This window comes from Flavobacterium sp. RSP15 (assembly GCF_003968755.1).
Lineage (GTDB): Bacteria > Bacteroidota > Bacteroidia > Flavobacteriales > Flavobacteriaceae > Flavobacterium.
In genome coordinates this window covers 223,177-243,409 of record NZ_RYDL01000003.1, presented here as the reverse complement: position 1 = coordinate 243,409, position 20,233 = coordinate 223,177, and the positions used below count along the sequence as shown (strand labels likewise).

The following is a 20,233-nucleotide window of genomic DNA, read 5'->3' as shown; positions in this document are numbered from 1 at the left end:
AGGGAGGAATATACACTTTTTTTTTGTTTTAAAACATATTAAACCGCAACATCATATTCACGTAACGCATTGTTCAATGATGTTTTCAAATCAGTGGATGGTTTACGAGTTCCAATGATCAAAGCACAAGGGACTTGAAAATCTCCAGCAGGAAATGTTTTTGTATAACTTCCAGGAATCACAACGGAACGGGCAGGAACATATCCCTTCATTTCAACGGGAGTTTCTCCGGTTACATCAATAATTTTTGTGGAGGCAGTCAGGCAAACATTGGCACCAAGTACAGCTTCTTTCCCAACATGTACCCCTTCAACTACGATACATCTGGAACCAATGAAAGCGCCGTCTTCAATAATTACAGGAGCCGCTTGCAAAGGTTCAAGTACGCCACCAATACCAACGCCACCGCTTAAGTGTACGTTTTTACCTATTTGAGCACAACTACCTACGGTTGCCCATGTGTCTACCATAGTTCCTTCGTCTACATAAGCACCAATGTTTACATAACTTGGCATCAAGATAACACCACTGGAAATATAAGCACCGTAACGCGCTACTGCGTTAGGAACAACACGAATTCCTTTCTCGGCATAGCCTCTTTTCAATAACATTTTGTCATGGTATTCGAAAATTCCAGACTCTAATGTTTCCATTTTTTGAATAGGGAAATACATTACTACTGCTTTTTTTACCCATTCGTTTACTTGCCATCCCGCTCCAACTGGTTCAGCAACACGTAATTTTCCGGTATCTAATAATTCAATAACTGCTCTGATAGCATCAGTTGTTGTAGTTTCTTGTAACAAAGCACGGTTTTCCCAAGCTTGTTCTATAATCGGCTGTAATGGATTCATTTTTGATAGATTTTTGACAAAGATAGGGTTTTTAACTAAAAGCAAAAAGTCAAATTAATTTGAAAATGTTATATATTTGTACTTTAAATTGTAGGTACTATGGAAACCATTAGATTAGAATTTCAACCCGAAATCAAAGCCAAAATTCTGGAGTTATTGAGTTTCTTTTCATCAGATGAACTCACAATAGTAAATAGTACAGGAAGATGAGGCGTTTACTAGAAATAAAAAAAAGTAGACGCTTCACTAGAAAAAAATCATAATGGTACGGCAAAACTTTATACAATATACTAAGTTGATGCCTATCTTGATAAAGTGATTTCAAAATATGAAAATTAATTATTCTGATTTTTTTATGGATTTAGCCGATTAAGCTCAATATGTTTGTAAAACTTCTTATAAATGCCTAGAATTCTCTCCATAGACTACGGTCAAAAACGAACCGGAATAGCGGTAACTGATGAAATGCAAATTATAGCTTCGGGTTTAACCACAATCCCATCGGCAACTGCAATTGCTTTTTTGAAGGATTATTTTTTCAAAGAAAAAGTAGAAGCCGTTCTTATTGGTGAACCCAAACAAATGAATGGCGAACCCTCAGAAAGTGCTTCGATCATTAAAGGATTTGTAACGCACTTTACCAATCATTTTCCGGAGATGAAAGTCATTCGGGTTGATGAACGGTTTACTTCAAAAATGGCTTTTCAATCCATGATAGATAGCGGCATGAGTAAGAAACAGCGTCAAAACAAAGCACTTATTGACGAAATATCGGCCACGATTATGCTTCAGGACTATTTGACCAGGAAAAAATTTTAAAATCAGTGTAAAAAAGCTATTTTTTTGCTAAAACGGTTTGATAAATGTAACTTTTGAGGTAAAATTTATGCTTTTTTTTGTGAATATATCATTTACCTTTGCACTTTAAAATCTAGTTATGCCTGACACAACCATACGTACAAATAGTGAAGTAGTTCTTATTGGAGCTGGAATTATGAGCGCCACGCTGGGCTTAATCCTAAAAGAACTGCAACCGGATATAAAAATTGAAATTTACGAACGATTAGATAGAGCGGCGGCTGAAAGCTCTGATGCATGGAATAATGCAGGAACTGGACATGCTGCTTTTTGTGAACTCAATTACACTCCCGTAGGACCTGATGGAAGCATCAGCCCAAAAAAAGCGATCAGTATCGCGGAGTCTTTCGAAGTTTCCAGACAGTTCTGGGCATATCTCGTTCAAGAAAACAGAGTTCCTTCTCCTGAAAATTTTATTAAAAGCATTCCCCACATAAGTTTTGTATGGGGAGAAAAAAATGTTGCTTATCTTAAAAAAAGATTTGACGCGTTGCATTTGAATCCTCTTTTTAAGCAAATGGTTTTTAGTACTGATTTTGCACAATTAAAAGAATGGATGCCGCTGGTTATGGAAGGGAGATCAGAAACCGAAAAAGTGGCCGCCAGTTCAATGGCAATTGGGACAGATGTAAATTTTGGAGAATTGACCCGAAGTATTTTTGGTTATTTAGCAAAACTAGATGGGGTTACCATTCATTATAACCACGAAGTTCAAAAATTAAAACAACGAGAAGATAAGTTATGGCGCATAAAAATCACTGATTTAGCTTCCGGTCAAAAGAGAAAAACATACTCTAAATTTGTTTTCATTGGTGCTGGGGGTGGTTCCTTGCCATTATTAGAAAAAGCAAATGTGCCCGAAGGCAAAGGCTATGGCGGCTTCCCAGTGAGCGGACAATGGCTAAAATGCACAAATCCGGAAGTGATTGCAAAACACCAGGCTAAAGTATATGGTAAGGCAAGCGTGGGAGCACCACCAATGTCTGTACCACATATTGATTCCCGAATGATAAATGGAGAAAAGCAATTGCTTTTTGGTCCTTTTGCGGGTTTTTCGACTAGGTTTTTAAAAAATGGCTCCTATTCAGATTTACCTTTATCGATAAAATCAGATAATATTATTCCAATGTTAGCCGCAGGTATTAAGAATATACCCCTTACCAAATATTTAATTGAGCAAGTGCGCCAATCCCCTAAAGACCGAATTAATGCGTTAAGAGAATATGTTCCCAAGGCACGATCCAAAGACTGGAAAATTGAACGTGCCGGACAACGGGTACAAGTGATAAAAAAAGACGAAAAAGAAGGAGGCATACTGGAGTTTGGTACCGAAGTAATTACCACTGCAGATGGATCTTTATCCGTTTTGCTGGGGGCTTCTCCAGGTGCTTCAACAGCAGTTTCTATAATGATAGATTTGATAGGAAGATGTTTCAAAGAGGAAATTAAAACGGCGGAGTGGCAGGAGAAATTAAAAATCATGATTCCTTCTTATGGTCAAAATCTCAATGAAGATCCAATTTTATTAGAGAAAATCAGAAAAGAAACGGCTGCCGTCCTAAAACTGAATAATTAGAAAGTCAGCACAAAAATAAAAAGCGTTTGAATTAGATAAGAATCTGGTTCAAGCGCTTTTCTTGTTAAGATTCCTTTAATGCTGTTGTGGTTTTTAAAATAGTTTCGGATAAACTGGTCAGCCAGATTAATTGTTCGATTACCAATTGTGCTTCTTGCATTTTCAATTGAAAAGCCTTTTCATCAATAGGAATTCCTGCTTTCAATTCTCGGGCACGTATATTTTTCAATTCGGTAAAACGTAGCGCTAAATCCTCTTTGGGAAGGTTTTCTTTTAGCTTGAAATCATTTTCCTTCAAAAGTGCAATAGCCTCATCCAGATTTCTAATCACAGTATCCACCACCACATTGAATGCTTCAGATGCGGAGGTTGTTTTATGGGATTGAATGTAAGTTCCTAGAGACGCTAATGAGGAGAGAAGAGAGTGATTTAATACCGTTAGTTTATAGACTTTAGGCAGCTGTTTTTGTTTTGATTTAGGCTCTTGTGCCATTCTCTGAAAAGAAGCCATTAAATTCCCAATCTCGATGAAAGCATTTTTACGAGCCAAGCGGTACGATGTAGAAACGGTTCCTTTTTTATTATAAAAAATTGAAATTTCCTTCAGGTAATTTTGATTGGCATTGATGGATTTTTCTAAATGCATGGGCATGTTTAAAAATTCCCAAGAAGGCCATAAAAAATGATTGGCCAAAAAAGCAAGACCGGCACCTACAATGGTGTCCAGTATTCTAAATTGAACAAGATCCCCTATGTTAGGAGTCACAATTCCATAAATAAAAACAACATACATGGTTACAAATGTGGCACTGACTTTGTAATTTGTTTGGGTAAAAGAGAATCCTAAAAGCAAGCAAAGAATAGAAAGAATACTGATTATAATGTTGTCTTTGACAAAGAAAAGAATTCCAAAGGCAATTAATCCACCTAAAACAGTACCTAGAATTCTATGAAAAGAACGTTGTTTAGTCAAGCCGTAACCGGGTCGCATGATAACGATAATAGTCAATAAAATCCAGTATACATTATGAAAAGGCAGTATTTTTCCAATAATAAAACCAACTAATAGCGCTATTGTTAATCGTAAGGAATGCCTGAAAATAGTGGAGGAAAAACTCAGATTCTCGGTCAGAGTGCGCCACGGATAATACTGCGGTGTTAAGAATTTTTCTAAATCGGTATCGATTCCTGTAAAATCCTGTAAATTAACAATTGAGGTAAAAGCACGTTCTACAATTTTTATTTTCTCGACTTGTTTTTCCGCATATTCCAGCATAGTGGTAAGCATAAAAACGCCTTCTGAGGCATAATTTTTTCCCAAATCCTTCTCATAATCAGTGATTGCCAGCTGTAAGGCGTTCAAATCGTTTAGCAATGTGTGTTTTGGAATATAATTCGTTCGTTTTTTTACACTTTTGGATAATTGCTTCAAACTTGCGGCCAAATTGTAGGCTAAGTTTTGATACGTCAGCAACACCTTCGGATGATTGTCGAATTTTTGGTGCAATTTTTCATGGTCAAATGCTGTAGACAATGCCACTTCAAGGATTTCTACCATTGCTATAAAAACAAGCAACATTTTTCGATTTTGATTTGAAGAACCAGCGCTTATATGGCTGTTAATTAATACTTCTCTTATGTTTTGATGAATGGTGTTCAACTCGACCTGAAGGTTTAACTGCTTTTCAATAATTGCTTTTTTATCGGCGTCTATGGTCCATAAATCTCCTCTTAGTTTCAAATATTTAGCCGTAAGTTTGATGCATTCAGCAATTTGTAATTCGATGTAGCGATGTGGTCTGATGTAGTGAAAAATAAGGGAAACAACGAGGTAGAATAATCCTCCTGCTAGAATCAAACCCGAATGTTGCACCATTGCCCAACCGGTATTTATATTAGAAAATGTCAAGGAGAGTGAAATCAGGGTGGAGAAAGAAACCATTGTAGCTCGTTGTCCGTAAACGGATAACATGGATGTCAGGAAAACTAACAGGGCTAAAAAAGGATAAAAAATCCAAGAATACGGATAAATTATATTTACTAGCAAATTCACACCAGCAACAAGAATGGTGGCTACAAGAATCCCGTTGACTTTATGTTTCAGACTACTTGGAATGTCACTGGGATAAGTAAAAAAGGCTCCAAGAGCTATTGTAAAACCTACTTCGAATTTGCCAAAAAAAGAAAACAGCATCACCGGAATTACAGTGGCGATAGTTACTTTTAGGGCATTAGTGAAATACGTCGTATCGGTAAATTTTTGGATTTTATGAATCATACAATTGCATTGCTTGCAAAGGTAAGGATTGTAAGAATTTTTAAAGGGAATACTATCGGTCTTTTAACCTAAATTTTAAATAGTGATGAATTATCATTAGAGCATTATTCATTGGCTATTTTTTTACTATTTTTGCAAACTGAATTAAAAGAGAACTTATTTCGATTTTAATAGCTAATATTTAATATACCACGAATGATTTTACCAATTATAGGATATGGTGATCCAGTTTTAAGAAAAACAGGGGAAGTTCTTTCACCAGAACATCCAAACTTGAAAGAAACGATTGCCAATATGTATGAAACGATGTATAATGCCTATGGTGTGGGTCTTGCTGCGCCACAAGTAGGATTAGCGCTTCGTTTATTTGTAATCGACACGACTCCTTTTAGCGACGATGAGGAATTAGAAGATGCAGAACAAAAAGAATTAAAAGGATTCAAAAAAACCTTTATCAATGCAAAAATGATAAAAGAAGAAGGTGAAGAATGGAGTTTCAATGAAGGCTGTCTGAGTATTCCGGATGTCAGAGAGGATGTATACAGAAATCCAACCATTACAATTGAGTATTGCGAAGAGGATTTTGTAATGAAAACCGAAGTTTTTGAGGGATTAATCGCCAGAGTAATCCAACATGAATACGATCATATTGAAGGAATTTTATTCACCGATAAAATTTCGTCATTAAAAAAACGATTGATTCAAAAGAAACTGAAAAACATTTTAGAGGGAAAAACATTCCAAGACTACCGAATGAAATTCTTTGCCAAAAAAGGAAGATAAAACAGCTTTTTAACTTCGCTTGGTATGATTTTTGGTTTCAAATAAAAATAAATAAGTCAAATTCTTAATAATAATTCCACAATAACATGAATTTAGAAAAAATATTAGCCATTTCTGGGAAACCAGGTTTATATGTATTGAAAGTGCAAACAAGAACCGGATTTGTAGCAGAATCATTAGCGGATGGAAAAAAAATCACCGTAAACTTGAAAAGCAATGTAAGCTTACTATCGGAAATTTCAATTTATACCTATGAAGGCGAAAAACCTTTAGCTGAAATCATGCAAAAAATTGCTGATAAAGAAAGCAAAGGTGCGGCAATATCCCATAAAGAAGACAACACTACATTGATGGCTTATTTCAAAGAAGTTTTACCTGATTATGATGAAGAAAGAGTATATCCTTCTGATATCAAAAAAGTGCTGAACTGGTATAATATGCTTCAAGCAAAAGGACTTGTTACTGATGAAGCTCCTGCTGCTGCAGTGACAGAAGAGGTTTCAGCCGAAGAAACTCCAGTAGCGGAAGTTAACGCTCCTGCTAAAAAAGCAAAAGCTAAAAAAGAATAATCATATTTTAAAATACTATTTAATCCTGTTCAGTTGTTTTTCTGAACAGGATTTTTTTATTTTTACCAAAAACTATCCCTAATGAATTCAAGACAAAACCAACTGCAAGCTTTCGAACGAGTATTAGATATTATGGATGATTTGCGTGAAAGATGTCCTTGGGACAAAAAGCAAACTATGCAAACCTTGCGCCATCTTACCATTGAAGAAACCTATGAATTAGGCGATGCTATTTTAGACAATGATTTGAACGAAGTCAAAAAAGAATTGGGTGATTTGTTGTTGCATATTGTTTTTTATGCCAAAATAGGAAGCGAGACGAACGATTTTGACATTGCTGATGTGTGTAATGAAATTTGTGAAAAGCTAATTCACCGTCATCCCCATATTTACAGTGATGTGGTGGTAAAAGACGAGGAAGAAGTGAAACAAAACTGGGAAAAACTAAAACTCAAAGAAGGCAGAAAGTCCGTTCTGGAAGGTGTTCCAAGAAGTTTACCCGCATTAGTAAAAGCAAGCCGAATCCAGGAGAAAGTAAAAGGAGTGGGTTTTGATTGGGAAGAATCGCATCAGGTTTGGGATAAGGTTCAAGAAGAATTAGACGAATTACACGTTGAGGTTGAAGCAGGAGATCAGGATAAAATTGAAGCCGAATTTGGGGATGTTTTATTTTCAATGATCAATTATGCCCGATTTTTAAATGTAAATCCAGAAGATGCTTTGGAACGAACCAATAAAAAATTTATCAAGCGCTTTCAATATTTGGAAAGTAAAGCAGGAGAATTGGGAAAACCTTTAATGGATATGACACTTGCTGAAATGGATGTTTTTTGGGAAGAAGCGAAGCGTCTTCCTAACAAATAGGAATTGGAAATCTATGATTTCCAAACACCTCAATTTTGGGAAGAAGCGAAGAAATTATAGTGTTCAGATTTTTAATATCCAATAAACAATTAAAATACCAATGTCAGAAATTAAAACCGAGTTAAAACGTTCTTTAGGATTAATCGATGCCACGAGTTTAGTTGCCGGTTCTATGATAGGATCCGGAATTTTCATTGTAACATCAGCCATGGCAAGAGATATTGGTTCTGCTGCCTGGTTATTAGTTATTTGGTTGGTAACGGGATTAATCACGGTCGCCGCTGCATTGAGTTATGGAGAATTGGCAGGAATGATGCCTAATGCGGGCGGACAATTTGTGTATATTCAACGCGCTTATGGGCGATTGGTTTCTTTCCTGTATGGTTGGACTGTTTTTACAGTAATTCAAACGGGAGTTATTGCGGCTATAGCGGTTACTTTTGCGAATTATACCGCTATATTCTTTCCTGTTTTAGATCAAACTCTTTTTACAGTCGGTACTGATTTTATTTTTTCGTATCAAAAAGTATTGGCTATTTTTAGTATAATCCTGTTAACCTACATCAATACCAAAGGAGTAGAAAGCGGAAAAACAGTTCAGTTGCTCTTTACTTCGGCAAAATTAATAGCGCTTTTTGCCTTGATAATTTTAGGATTATACGTGGGTCTGCAAACGGATGTTTTGTCCAATAATTTCGCAACTATGTGGGAAGCCAGCAAAACGGTAGTCAATCCTGACGGAACAATTACAGTAACAAAATTAGCAGGAATGGCTATTTTGGGAGCAGCAGGAGCTACCATTATTAATTCCTTGTTTTCTAGTGATGCATGGAATAATGTCACTTTCATTGCAGGGGAAATTAAAGAACCTAAAAAGAATATCCCCCGTAGTTTGTTTCTTGGAACCTTAATTGTTACTGTTATTTATGTTTTAGCAAATCTGGCGTATTTGGCTTTATTGCCAATGCAGGGAGCTCCAAACGCTGCTGATATTGCCAGTAACGGAATCATGTTTGCCAGTAATGATAGAGTAGGAGCGGCCGCAGCAAGTATGATTATGGGAAATGTAGGCGTTTTTGTAATGGGTGCATTGATTATGGTTTCTACTTTTGGATGCAACAGCGGATTGATTCTTTCGGGAGGACGATTATTTTTTGCTATGGCAAAAGACGGACTTTTTTTTAAACAGGCTACAGAACTGAATAAAAACCAGGTTCCGGCCAAAGCATTGTGGGTGCAATGCATTTGGGCTTGTATGCTTTGTATTTCAGGAAAATTTGGGGACTTATTAACCTATGCTACTTTTGCGTCATTGTTGTTTTATATCCTGACTATTCTGGGAGTTTTCATTCTTAGAAAAAAAGAACCCAATGCCGATAGGCCTTATAAAGCGTTTGGATATCCGGTTGTACCCGCACTTTATATTGTGGTGACATCAGCCATTTGTCTGACTTTACTGATTTATGATACCTTCAATACGGGATTGGGATTGTGCATTGTGGCGTTAGGAATTCCGGTGTATTATTTTGTAATGAACAAGAAAGAGTAAAGCAAATGGAATTAATTAGCTAATTTTTTGAGTGAATTGATGTCTTTTTAAAACGATTTTTTTACCGGATAATTCAATCAATCCTAGTTTTTTTAAATCCGAAAGTAAACGGATACAGCTTTCAATGGCTGTTCCAATCATGCTGGCTAGTTCATTTCTCTAAAGTTGTACTTTTAAGGAGTTATCTTCGTTTTTCCCAAAGGTGTCATGCAAATAGAGAAGCGTCCCGGCTAATCTTCTCTTGACTGTTTTTTTGGCTAAATGCACCATGTGATCGTCGGCTTCTTTTAGATCACCGCAAATGCTTTTCATCACATTCATCGAAAACTGATTGTTCTTGCCAAAGCATCCCATCACTTCTGATTTTGGAATACAAATACCATCTTTTAGATAGTAAATACCATTTACATTATCTCCCTCTTCAAATGTAACCGCTCCTTTTTTACTACTATGGGAGGTTTTACAATAAGAAAGTTTTAGTAATTCGTCTTTTGTTAAGGTTTTTAAAGAGCTAAATTCTCTAACGATACATTGTTCGCATTTGCTCATATTCTTTGGTATTAAAAGGCAAATGGATATGCAAACTGATACCTTCAGAACGATTGCTCTCTGTGAAAGATTTCTTCAAAATTTCTTCTGAAAAATCCATTTCATCCTAATTAGGATAACTGGTGTATTTTGGTTCCGAAACATTGTATTTTTGTATTAAGGAATTTTTCATGGCAAAATCATTTATAGTTAGTCAAAAGTAAAGCGACTGCTCACATATTAAAATGACAATTATCATATTGAAAAAAAACTTTTACAAAAAAAAGAGGCTTCAAAAGCCTCTTCACAAAGAAATTTGTTCTTTAAATAGTAATGCAATCCTGAATCATTTTTATCCATTTTTTAGCTATTTGATGATCTTCATGCAAACAAACCTGACCTATTTGATCATTCTCAATTGTGTAAAATGGAATGGTGTCTGTTTTTTCACCTTCTTTGTAATGAAATTGAAATTCAATTTTTACTATCGTATCGCTGTTATTCTCCGTTGTTGGAATCAGTTTACAGGACTGAATTGTATTTAAATCTACAAAAGAAACAACTTCTTTTTTGGCATTAAAATCCATCAAAAGAAACCCTTTGTTTTTTTGGTCTAAAGCCAATACTTTTTTGTTTTGTGTTTCCATTAACTCAAAATTAAAGCGATTGTTTTGACTGAATTTCTGTTTTATTGATTTAATTTTTGTTTTATTTAGTGAACTATACCGAATGGAATAGAAAATGGGGATGGCGATTATTAACGTTAGTACCAGGCCAATTATAGTTACGGATGTATCCATTTTTTTTATTTTTTTTAGATTTATAATGCAGGATTAATTGAACTGAAAACTAAAAAGGAATCAATTCAAAATAGAAGATAAATATATTCTTCTAATTAGGGTTTCAGTGCTTTAAATTACCAGAAAAAATGAAAAGGAAAGAGTAAGAGCGAAACCATTTCACAACGGTTGATGTCTTGTTTTGCAAAATGAATAATGTACTTAGAGGCTTTAAAATTTGGAACAGCTACCAAGTAATTTTCGTAAAAATTACTAACGTTAGGATCAATAGAACGATCATGTAAAGCAAATACAGTATGTACCTGTGGTTGAATAAAAGCTGAAGAATGAATGCTGTCAGCAGAAAAGAATGAATGTGACTTTTCTGTTTGAATTGAATCCAATGAAATAGCATTTGCATTAAAAGCAAATAACAGAGCTATTGAAAAGCCAATAAAAAAGACAGTTTTCTGAATCCATTTCATTTTGTAAACATAAAAAAGGAGACTGACTTTATGAAATTTTTTTTAATAAATGAACGTTAAATGTTAAAATCAGCTAAGTCGTGTCTCCCCATAAAAAAACCTCGAGCAGTTTATTCTCGAGGTTTTGATCACCAGTATGTGCTGAAATTTATTCGGTTTTTAAGTTTCGTAATTGTTTGAGTTTTTCTTTCCAAACATCAAGACTCTCTTTATGAATAGCAATGTTTTTACGAACTTCTAATACGATGGAATTTTCTTTTTTTGCATTTCTGGTATTGGTAAAAAACTGAATGTTATTTTCCAATTGAAAAATTTCATTTTGAACTTCATCAATTTTACGCATTACAAAAATCTTTTCATTATCTAATTTGCGCGTATCATGGCTTTCTGACAAATGATCCATTCTGTTTGAGAAACGCAACATATCAGTGTCTTTTTTACTCAAACTTAATTTTTCAAAAAGGGCATCCAGTATTTTGTTGAATTTTCCCTCAATATGTCTTCTTGTGAACGGTACTTTACCAAAGTTTTTCCAGGTTTCAATATGCAATTTTATGGAGTCTAAATCTGTTTTATGGTCTCCGATCAATTGGAACTCTCTTAAGGTTTCCAAGTAGGTTTTTTTAGCATCAAAAGCGGCTACTTCTTCCCCATTTTCCTCATTTTTTTGCTCTTTTAATTTGTCAAAATAATGATTGCAGGCATCCTTAAACTCTTTCCATATTTTATCCGAATATTTTCTTGGTACATGCCCTATTTGTTTCCATTCATCCTGAATTTGTTTCATGATAGGAGTTGTAGCATCAAAATCAGTGCTTTCCTGCAATTCTTTGGCTTTAGCTACAAGAGCTGTTTTCTTGCTTAAATTGTCGTTTTGGTCTTTCTTAATGTCTTTATAAAATGAATTTTTGAAAGAATTGAAATTTCTTACAGCAGTTTTAAAACTGGCCCAAGTATCCTCATTTACCTCCGATGGCACTTTTCCGGCAGAGAAGAAAGCAGTTCTCAAGGCTTCTACCTTTTCTATTTGAGCCAGCCATTGAGAATGTGCATTCACTTTCTCGGTCGCCAAAACTTCAATTTGAGCAATAATTTCTTTTTTCTTTTCTAAATTCTCTTGTTCAGTTCCTCTTTGATTTTCGAATAAAACTTCTCGTTTATCATGCATTTGCTTGGTCAAATCACTGAATTTATTCCAAATATCATCTCGATGTTCTCTAGATACCGGTCCAATATCCTCCTTCCAGATTCGATGTAAATCCTGTAGTTCTCTGAAGGCTTTGTTAATATCAGCTTCAGTAACCAATTCTTCAACACGCGCTACAATTTTTTGTTTTTGTTCTAAGTTGTGTTTGAAATCCAAATCTCTCGCTTCCCGGTCTAAATGCAGATAATCATAGAAATTTTCCACATGAAAATGGAAGTTATTCCACACGTGGTTGTATTTGTCCTTCGGAATTGGCCCGGCAGTTTTCCATCGTTCTCTTAAATCATTAAAATGTTTTAAGGTGTCTTTGATGTTTTCCTGAGGGTTAATCAACTCTTTTAATTCCTCAACAATGGCCAAACGATTTTCTAAATTTGTTTTTAGATTCGTTTGCAAGCTCTTGAAATGGGTATTTTTAGTATCTCTAAAAAGAGAGTAATAAGTATCAAATTGAGATTTCAACGGAGAATGATATTGAAATTCTTCGTTAGGGTCTTGATTTTCTGCTAGAAATTCTTCTTTTTTTTCTTCGAGGAGGTGGTTGTATTTAGCTAAAAATGCTTTTTTAATTTCTTCAATATGCTGCTTAAAAGTCAAAATTTTGTCGCTGGAAACTAAATTTTTCAGTTCGTTGACCAATACTTCAAGTGATAAGGTATCATAATCCTGCATCGGAATATCGTGACTTTCTTTGAGTGTTTCGTCTTCACTTTCAGCTGCATTTGTTTGTGTAATGGCATGAAGCGCAGTTGTATTTGCTGTTTCTGGCGCTATTACATTCTCTTCGGCGGGAACAGCAGCTTCGGGTTCATTTGTTGGATCAGTGGCGTGAGTTGCTAAAACGTTTGATTCTAATGAATTAGATTCAATAGTATTTTTGTCTAATTTTCCGTCTGCTTCAGGCAGGTTATCATTCTTTTCTTCTAACATTTTTTCAATGTGTAAGGTTTCTAAATAGATTCAACTCGAAAGATACTAAAGCAGTATGAAAATACAAAACAAAAACTTAATTTATAGTCATTTTAGGTTAAATGGCTTTTTTTTTGGAGCTATTTCCTGCTGTCCGCTGTATTCCCAATTAATAAAAACTACGGCTGAAAAGCCTTGTTTTTCTAAATCGGGAGATGCCGCTTCCATCAGGGCTAGGCATTTGGGTTAAAATTATGAATTGTTTTCAAAAAAAAAGTCCCACCGAAGCAGGACTTAAGATTTTCATCTACGGCATATAGCCTTATTGTGATAAGATTAAAGATTAGAAATTTTAATCAGTTGTAAATATACATATAAATTAATTAGGTTGCAATGAGGGAAACCGTAAAGCAGGTAATTATTTTCTCCGTAGCTTTAAAAATTCTTACAAAATACAGATTGTTATGGCAAAAATATTAGGATTGGATTTAGGGACAAATAGCATTGGGTGGGCTTTGATTGATGATAAATTAAATAAAATTATAGGAATTGGAAGTAGAATATTTCCAATGGGTGTTGAGAATTTGGGAGATGGAGATAATGAAATTTCCAAAAATGCAAGTAGAACAGGTGCAAGAGGTGTACGACGCCAATTTTTTAGAAGGAGATTAAGGAAGAGAATATTGTTAAGATCACTCTCGGAAAATAATATGTGTCCTATGGTTGCGCATGATTTTGAAGATTGGAAAATAACCAAACAATTTCCATCTGAAAAATTAGCTGTCTGGTTTGCGTTAAATCCTTATGAATTAAGACAGAAAGCATTGACTAATAAATTATCATTGGAAGAAATTGGTCGAATTTTTTATCACTTAATTCAAAGAAGAGGTTTTTTAAGCAATAGTAGAAAAGGAGGAAGCGATGATGGAGCTATTTTTAAAGGAAACGCCAAAGAGGGAAAAATTGGAATTGATGATACATTAGAAAGTATTGAAGGCAAATCTTTAGGTTCTTATTTGTTTGAAATTTATCCAAAAGAAAACCAGCCTTTTCAGGATGGATTAGAAAGAATCCGAAATAGATATACAACTCGAAAAATGTATATTGATGAATTTGAGCTAATTTGGGATACACAAGCCAAATTTCATTTCGTTTTAAATAATGATTTGAAAACTCTTTTTGGGGGTAGAAAACAAGACAATTACAAAGAAGATGGTATTCTATTTCATCAACGACCATTGCGTTCCCAAAAGCATTTGGTTGGGAATTGTTCGTTCGAAACTTCAAAAACCAAATGCCCTATAAGTGCTATTCCTGTTGAAATATTTAGAATTTGGCAGTGGGTGAATACCGTTGAATACAACGGAACTAAAATTTCTAAACACGAAAAGGACAAACTAATTGACCTATTGCTTTTATCTGATAAAATTGAGTTTAAGAAATTACGAAAAGTAATTGGCAAAGAAAGTGCCGAATTCAAATTCAATTATAAAGACGATGATCAAATAGTTGGAACACATACTATTTCTAATTTATCTAACAAAAAATTCTTTGGTAAAAAATGGTTTGAGTTTTCTGAGAAAGAGCAAGAAGATATTTGGCACGTTTTGTATTTTTTTGACAGTAAATCGAATCTTAAAGACTACGCCATCAAGAATTGGTATTTTAATGAAGAACAGGCAATCGCCATTTCAAAATTTAATGTAAAAGATGGCTATGCAAGTTTGAGCCGAAAAGCAATTGGAAATATTTTGCCATTTCTTCAGCTAGGATACACCTATGATGTGGCTGTTGTTATGGGTGGAATTAAAAATACTTTTGGAGACAAATGGCAAAATGATTCATCAGAAAATAATCAAATACAACTAGATTTAATTGATAATGTTGAAGGAATTGTTCGGTCTAAAATTTCGGGTGGTTTTATAGATACTATTAAAGAGTTACTTCGGAAGGACTTTTTATTAAATGAAAAACAATTAAAAAAACTATATCACCACTCTGCAACAATTGATGTTACAGCATTATTAGATAAACTACCAGTTGGCAAAGATGCCGACAAGGAAATTCAAGCAATCAGAAATCCTATTGTAATAACAGCTTTGTTTGAATTGCGAAAATTAGTCAATGAATTAATTGAAGAGCATGGGGAATTGGACGAGATAAAAGTTGAAATGGCTCGTGATTTGAAAATATCTAAATCGCAACGAAATAAAATTCGTAGAGATCAAAAACGCTTAGAACGAGAAAATGATAGAGTAAAAAGCGAAGTAGAAAAATACACAAGAGTTTCACATGATAACATTTTGAAATTTAAACTTTGGGAAGAATGTAAGCAAACTTGTCCTTATACTGGCGTTACAATTCCGGTTAGTAAGCTGTTTACTGGCGAAGTCCAAATAGAGCATATCCATCCGTGGAGTCGTTCGCTAAACGACAGTTTCAATAATAAAACATTGTGTTATGCTGATGAAAACAGACGAAAAGGAGATAAAACACCTTTTGAATTTTATGGAAATGATGAATTAGATTGGATTTCCAGAAAAGAACGAGCTTTAAAATTGTTTTCCGATACCAAGGAATATCCAAATGCTTACCAAAAATTCAAGCGATTTGTACAAACAAAATTTGATGATGATTTTTCATCAAGACAATTAAATGACACTCGATTTATAAGCAAAGAAGCTTCAACGTATTTGAAACAAATTTGTAAAAAAGTAAATGTTTCTCCTGGACAAATGACCGCTAACTTGCGACAAAAATGGGGTTTGAATACTGTTTTGAATGATGAAAATGCTAAAACTCGTGAAGACCATCGTCATCACGCCATTGACGCTTTGGTTATGGCTTGTGGCAAGACTAGTTATTTGCAGGAATTATCAAAATGGAATCGTTACAATAGAAACTACGATTTAAAAGATTTTCCAATGCCTTGGGAAACGTTCCGATTTGATGCAGAAAAAGCAGTAGATAAAATCTTGATTTCGCACAAACGTATTGCTAAAGACATAACTGTTAGATATACAAAAGTGGAGAAAAACGGCGTAACTCATATCAATAAAGGGGTTGCAGCAAGAGGACAATTGCATAAAGAAACTGTTTTTGGAAAACGAAACTTTAATGGAGACGAAGCCTTTCATGTTAGGAAATCAATAGATAGTTTAACAACAGAAAAGCAATTAGAAAAAGTAGTTGATGAAGCTATTAGAAAGTTAATTCATAAAAGGATTCAAGAATTAGGCGGATTTGTTAAAGGCACAATTCCTGCAAATATTTTTTTTATTGTTGATGAAAACGGAGTAAAGCAACCACAAATTTTCTTGCCTAATAGAAATGGTGCGCCAGTTCCTATTTTAAAAATAAGAATGAAAGAAAATATTGGTGGAGCAGAAAAATTAAAGGACAATGTAAACCAATGGGTAAATCCTAGAAATAATCATCATGTTTTAATTTATAAAGATGAAAAAGGAAATCTAAAAGAAGAGGTAGTAACTTTTTGGACAGTTGTGGAAAGAAAGAGAACTGGACAAACAGCATATCAATTACCTCCTGATGGAAAAGAAATAGTTGCAACGTTGCATATTAATGATATGTTTTTACTGGGTTTGAAAGAAGAAGAAATTGATTGGAAAAATCCAGATTGTGATATTTTGAAAGAATGTTTATATCGAGTTCAAAAGCTTACCGCTGGAGATTATTTTTTCAGAAAACATAAATCTTCAACAATAACTGACGATGATTATAAACAAATTAGAGGGTTTGGAGAAGGCAAAACTGGATGGTTTTCTTTTATTCCTATAAAAGTAAAAATTTCAGTTTCGGGAAAAATTTCAAAAATTTAATTCTAGTACAAAAAGTTGGTGTAAATTTACACCAACTAAAACTAGTATTATGGCAAGACAAAGTATCACTTTAGCCAATCAGAATGATGAGTGGTTAAAACAGCAAGTAACAAATGAAGAGTTTACTAGCAAAAGTGAAGCGGTAAATTATCTAATCAAGCAAGCACGTGAGCGGGAAGAATATCACAACTATGTACAAATGAAAATCGATAGAGGTTTGAAAAGTGGTTTTAGCACCAAAACCAAAGAGGAACTTTTGGCAGAAATTAAAAGTAGGCTAAATGTATAAGTATCATTTATCTTACGAAGCTGAAGAGGATATTGTAAGAATTTTTGAGTACGGTTTAGGAAGATTTGGTTTGTAACAAGCAAATAAATATTACGATATATTGTTTGAATGTTTTAAAAACTGCATCAAATCCGTTTATGTTTCCAGTTGTTACAAAATACATGGATGTAAAACGTTTCTGTGTTTGTGGAATTGATTCCATTTATTACAATATCAAAGGTGTTGAAATTGAAATCATTACAATCATCGGAAGACAAGATTTTTAAAGGTTCTTTGACATACAGTTTTTCATTGTCTTAAACAGCCAAACCACAACTGAAAGGTATGGCATCCGCCCAGCAGGGATGCAGTAGCTTTCAGTTGTGGTTTGATTAAAGATTAGAAAACACGATATTTTATAAAATATAACTACTTATGCCTGACATGTTGTGGTTTGATTAAAGATTAGAAAACACGATATTTTGGTAAGATTAGAAGCCGTTAGCGTGACGGTTGTGGTTTGATTAAAGATTAGAAAACACGATATTACCGCCTCGATAACAGGGGCGGTTTTAAACGTTGTGGTTTGATTAAAGATTAGAAAACACGATATTACACGGAAAAGAATTATCAATGACTAATGAGTTGTGGTTTGATTAAAGATTAGAAAACACGATATTTGGTGTGTCTTCTTCGGTTTTCATCCATTTGTTGTGGTTTGATTAAAGATTAGAAAACACGATATTTTTGAATTCTTTTTCAATAAGATCCAATCCGTTGTGGTTTGATTAAAGATTAGAAAACACGATATTAAATGCTAGTAATAAAACTATAGAAAAATGGTTGTGGTTTGATTAAAGATTAGAAAACACGATATTAAAGAAATCGCAAAACATTTAAACACAATAGTTGTGGTTTGATTAAAGATTAGAAAACACGATATTCAAAAGCTTACAGCGAGGATGTGACTGAAGGTTGTGGTTTGATTAAAGATTAGAAAACACGATATTGTATTGCTACAATTTTGGCGTGGCAGGACAGTTGTGGTTTGATTAAAGATTAGAAAACACGATATTTTAATTAATTTAGCACCAAAGCCAGCGTTGGTTGTGGTTTGATTAAAGATTAGAAAACACGATATTTTTTTTGATTGCGTTTTCTGATTAAGAATTGTTGTGGTTTGATTAAAGATTAGAAAACACGATATTAAGGGCAAAGTAATATCCAGAATGCCACCGGTTGTGGTTTGATTAAAGATTAGAAAACACGATATTATTCCCCCCAACTGCATTTCTATCGTCGTAGTTGTGGTTTGATTAAAGATTAGAAAACACGATATTAAATGTATATTGAAAACATTAGTGAATTTGGTTGTGGTTTGATTAAAGATTAGAAAACACGATATTACTTTTGCTATTCGCATCATGCGGAACTCGGTTGTGGTTTGATTAAAGATTAGAAAACACGATATTTTGGAACTTTTAGAAGTTTGACAGGAAGCGGTTGTGGTTTGATTAAAGATTAGAAAACACGATATTACACTTCCGGAACTTCACAACCTTCAACTAGTTGTGGTTTGATTAAAGATTAGAAAACACGATATTGCTTTGCTATACACTTGCCACGGGAGGCGGGTTGTGGTTTGATTAAAGATTAGAAAACACGATATTCGCTTGTGCCATTTGAATGATTGTGTTTGTGTTGTGGTTTGATTAAAGATTAGAAAACACGATATTGCTGGATTCGAATATTCTTTTGATGGATCCGTTGTGGTTTGATTAAAGATTAGAAAACACGATATTATTTTTATTTTTAACAACCTTAACGTTTTGTTGTGGTTTGATTAAAGATTAGAAAACACGATATTTTTATTTATTTCAAGCCGAAATCATACTAGGTTGTGGTTTGATTAAAGATTAGAAAACACGATATTGAAAGCCTTATAATCAAGTAAGCGAGGAAGGTTGTGGTTTGATTAAAGATTAGAAAACACGATATTGAGCAACTCCATGCAACGTACATCCTCCACGTTGTGGTTTGATTAAAGATTAGAAAACACGATATTGAATGTGCATTCATGTTGAAAGAAAAGATCGTTGTGGTTTGATTAAAGATTAGAAAACACGATATTCTTTTCCGTATCGGCAGTTTTTAACGGATAGTTGTGGTTTGATTAAAGATTAGAAAACACGATATTATTTTTAACCTCGTCTAAAGTTTCTAATACGTTGTGGTTTGATTAAAGATTAGAAAACACGATATTATTCTTTCAACAAAGAAGATTGTTGCTGTGTTGTGGTTTGATTAAAGATTAGAAAACACGATATTAGTAAAAACAAATACAAAAAATTATAACCTGTTGTGGTTTGATTAAAGATTAGAAAACACGATATTAGTTGGCTTGTTACCTTCTAATTATCAAAGGAATATGGATGAATGTCGTATAAAAAAATGCCTCTTTTTTGGATTGATATCCCAATATTGAGGCATTTTTTTATTTCTATCAATAAAAATTCGATAAATGGTAGTAGAATCATAGTAAGAGGCAAGATTCAATGATTAATTTTTAGTGCAATCTGCAGGGACAGATCGCGACCTGTCCGTACGTTATCCAGATGCAATAGGTATTGGGGATTTTCCGCAAAATAATTTATATTTTTTACGATTTGTGTGCAAGATAGGAAATGTTGTTTTGGGAATGTGAATAGGGCAGGAATAGGGCAGGAATAGGGCAGGGACAGGTCGCGACCTGTCCGTATGTTAGAGATTAGTCGCAAAATAATTTATATTTTTTACGATTTGTGTGTAGGATAGGAAATGTTGTTTTGGGAATGTGAATAGGGCAGGAATAGGGCAGGGACAGGTCGCGACCTGTCCGTACGTTAGT

Annotated in this window: 14 protein-coding genes, 2 pseudogenes and 1 CRISPR repeat array; of the genes and pseudogenes, 9 read left to right on the top strand and 7 right to left on the bottom strand. The window is 34.2% G+C overall.

The window, feature by feature from the left end; translation table 11 throughout:
* Positions 1-38: 38 nt before the first annotated feature.
* Positions 39-854 (bottom strand): 2,3,4,5-tetrahydropyridine-2,6-dicarboxylate N-succinyltransferase, encoded by an 816-nt coding sequence (locus tag EKM00_RS05550; protein WP_126455206.1) that lies wholly within the window; start codon positions 852-854, stop codon positions 39-41.
* A gap of 402 nt (positions 855-1,256) precedes the next feature.
* Between EKM00_RS05550 and ruvX the strand changes: the two genes are divergently transcribed.
* Both ruvX and EKM00_RS05535 read left to right on the top strand, forming a co-directional pair.
* Positions 1,257-1,673 carry a Holliday junction resolvase RuvX gene (ruvX, locus tag EKM00_RS05540; protein ID WP_126515526.1) on the top strand — a complete coding sequence of 139 codons (417 nt, stop codon included), beginning with the start codon at positions 1,257-1,259 and terminating at the stop codon, positions 1,671-1,673.
* Positions 1,674-1,791: 118 nt separating this feature from the next.
* Entirely contained in the window at positions 1,792-3,288 is a 1,497-nt protein-coding gene (locus EKM00_RS05535; RefSeq protein ID WP_126515525.1) for a malate:quinone oxidoreductase, read from the top strand.
* Between the two features lie 64 nt (positions 3,289-3,352).
* Here EKM00_RS05535 and EKM00_RS05530 read toward each other — a convergent pair whose 3' ends face one another.
* The gene (locus tag EKM00_RS05530; RefSeq protein ID WP_126515524.1) at positions 3,353-5,566 is read right to left on the bottom strand and encodes an FUSC family protein; all 2,214 of its coding nucleotides are present in this window, start codon (positions 5,564-5,566) and stop codon (positions 3,353-3,355) included.
* 195 nt (positions 5,567-5,761) lie between these two features.
* Between EKM00_RS05530 and def the strand changes: the two genes are divergently transcribed.
* The 4 genes from def (at position 5,762) to EKM00_RS05510 (ending at position 9,331) form a co-directional block, all read left to right on the top strand.
* Complete coding sequence (gene def / locus EKM00_RS05525) at positions 5,762-6,349, top strand: peptide deformylase (protein WP_126515523.1); 588 nt, start codon at positions 5,762-5,764, stop codon at positions 6,347-6,349.
* A gap of 86 nt (positions 6,350-6,435) precedes the next feature.
* On the top strand, positions 6,436-6,918 hold the full coding sequence (locus tag EKM00_RS05520; RefSeq protein ID WP_126515522.1) for a DUF5606 family protein: 483 nt from the start codon (positions 6,436-6,438) through the stop codon (positions 6,916-6,918).
* 81 nt (positions 6,919-6,999) lie between these two features.
* Entirely contained in the window at positions 7,000-7,782 is a 783-nt protein-coding gene (gene mazG / locus EKM00_RS05515; RefSeq protein ID WP_126515521.1) for a nucleoside triphosphate pyrophosphohydrolase, read from the top strand.
* Positions 7,783-7,882: 100 nt separating this feature from the next.
* Complete coding sequence (locus EKM00_RS05510; RefSeq protein WP_126515520.1) at positions 7,883-9,331, top strand: APC family permease; 1,449 nt, start codon at positions 7,883-7,885, stop codon at positions 9,329-9,331.
* An 11-nt stretch (positions 9,332-9,342) separates the two neighbouring features.
* Here the strand turns inward: EKM00_RS05510 and EKM00_RS05505 are convergent.
* The 5 genes and pseudogenes from EKM00_RS05505 to EKM00_RS05485 form a co-directional block, all read right to left on the bottom strand.
* Positions 9,343-9,880, bottom strand: a pseudogene (locus tag EKM00_RS05505) (Crp/Fnr family transcriptional regulator).
* A gap of 13 nt (positions 9,881-9,893) precedes the next feature.
* Positions 9,894-10,052 (bottom strand): annotated as a pseudogene (locus EKM00_RS14895) (oxygen-independent coproporphyrinogen III oxidase); the annotation flags it as partial.
* 130 nt (positions 10,053-10,182) lie between these two features.
* A complete protein-coding gene (locus EKM00_RS05495; protein WP_126515519.1) occupies positions 10,183-10,659 on the bottom strand; it encodes a hypothetical protein in 477 nt (158 codons plus the stop codon).
* A gap of 116 nt (positions 10,660-10,775) precedes the next feature.
* On the bottom strand, positions 10,776-11,123 hold the full coding sequence (locus EKM00_RS05490; RefSeq protein ID WP_126460509.1) for a hypothetical protein: 348 nt from the start codon (positions 11,121-11,123) through the stop codon (positions 10,776-10,778).
* A gap of 148 nt (positions 11,124-11,271) precedes the next feature.
* On the bottom strand, positions 11,272-13,260 hold the full coding sequence (locus tag EKM00_RS05485; protein ID WP_126460512.1) for a DUF349 domain-containing protein: 1,989 nt from the start codon (positions 13,258-13,260) through the stop codon (positions 11,272-11,274).
* A gap of 443 nt (positions 13,261-13,703) precedes the next feature.
* On the opposite strand from EKM00_RS05485, the gene cas9 reads away from it, so the two are divergent.
* The 3 genes from cas9 to EKM00_RS15070 all read left to right on the top strand — a co-directional run bounded on the left by cas9 (position 13,704) and on the right by EKM00_RS15070 (position 17,633).
* On the top strand, positions 13,704-17,078 hold the full coding sequence (cas9, locus tag EKM00_RS05480; protein WP_126515518.1) for a type II CRISPR RNA-guided endonuclease Cas9: 3,375 nt from the start codon (positions 13,704-13,706) through the stop codon (positions 17,076-17,078).
* A 49-nt stretch (positions 17,079-17,127) separates the two neighbouring features.
* On the top strand, positions 17,128-17,367 hold the full coding sequence (locus EKM00_RS05475; RefSeq protein ID WP_126515517.1) for a ribbon-helix-helix domain-containing protein: 240 nt from the start codon (positions 17,128-17,130) through the stop codon (positions 17,365-17,367).
* Positions 17,368-17,504: 137 nt separating this feature from the next.
* A complete protein-coding gene (locus tag EKM00_RS15070) occupies positions 17,505-17,633 on the top strand; it encodes a hypothetical protein (RefSeq protein WP_255416623.1) in 129 nt (42 codons plus the stop codon).
* Between the two features lie 93 nt (positions 17,634-17,726).
* Positions 17,727-19,740: a CRISPR direct-repeat array (repeat unit 36 nt; unit sequence GTTGTGGTTTGATTAAAGATTAGAAAACACGATATT).
* Positions 19,741-20,233: the final 493 nt, after the last annotated feature.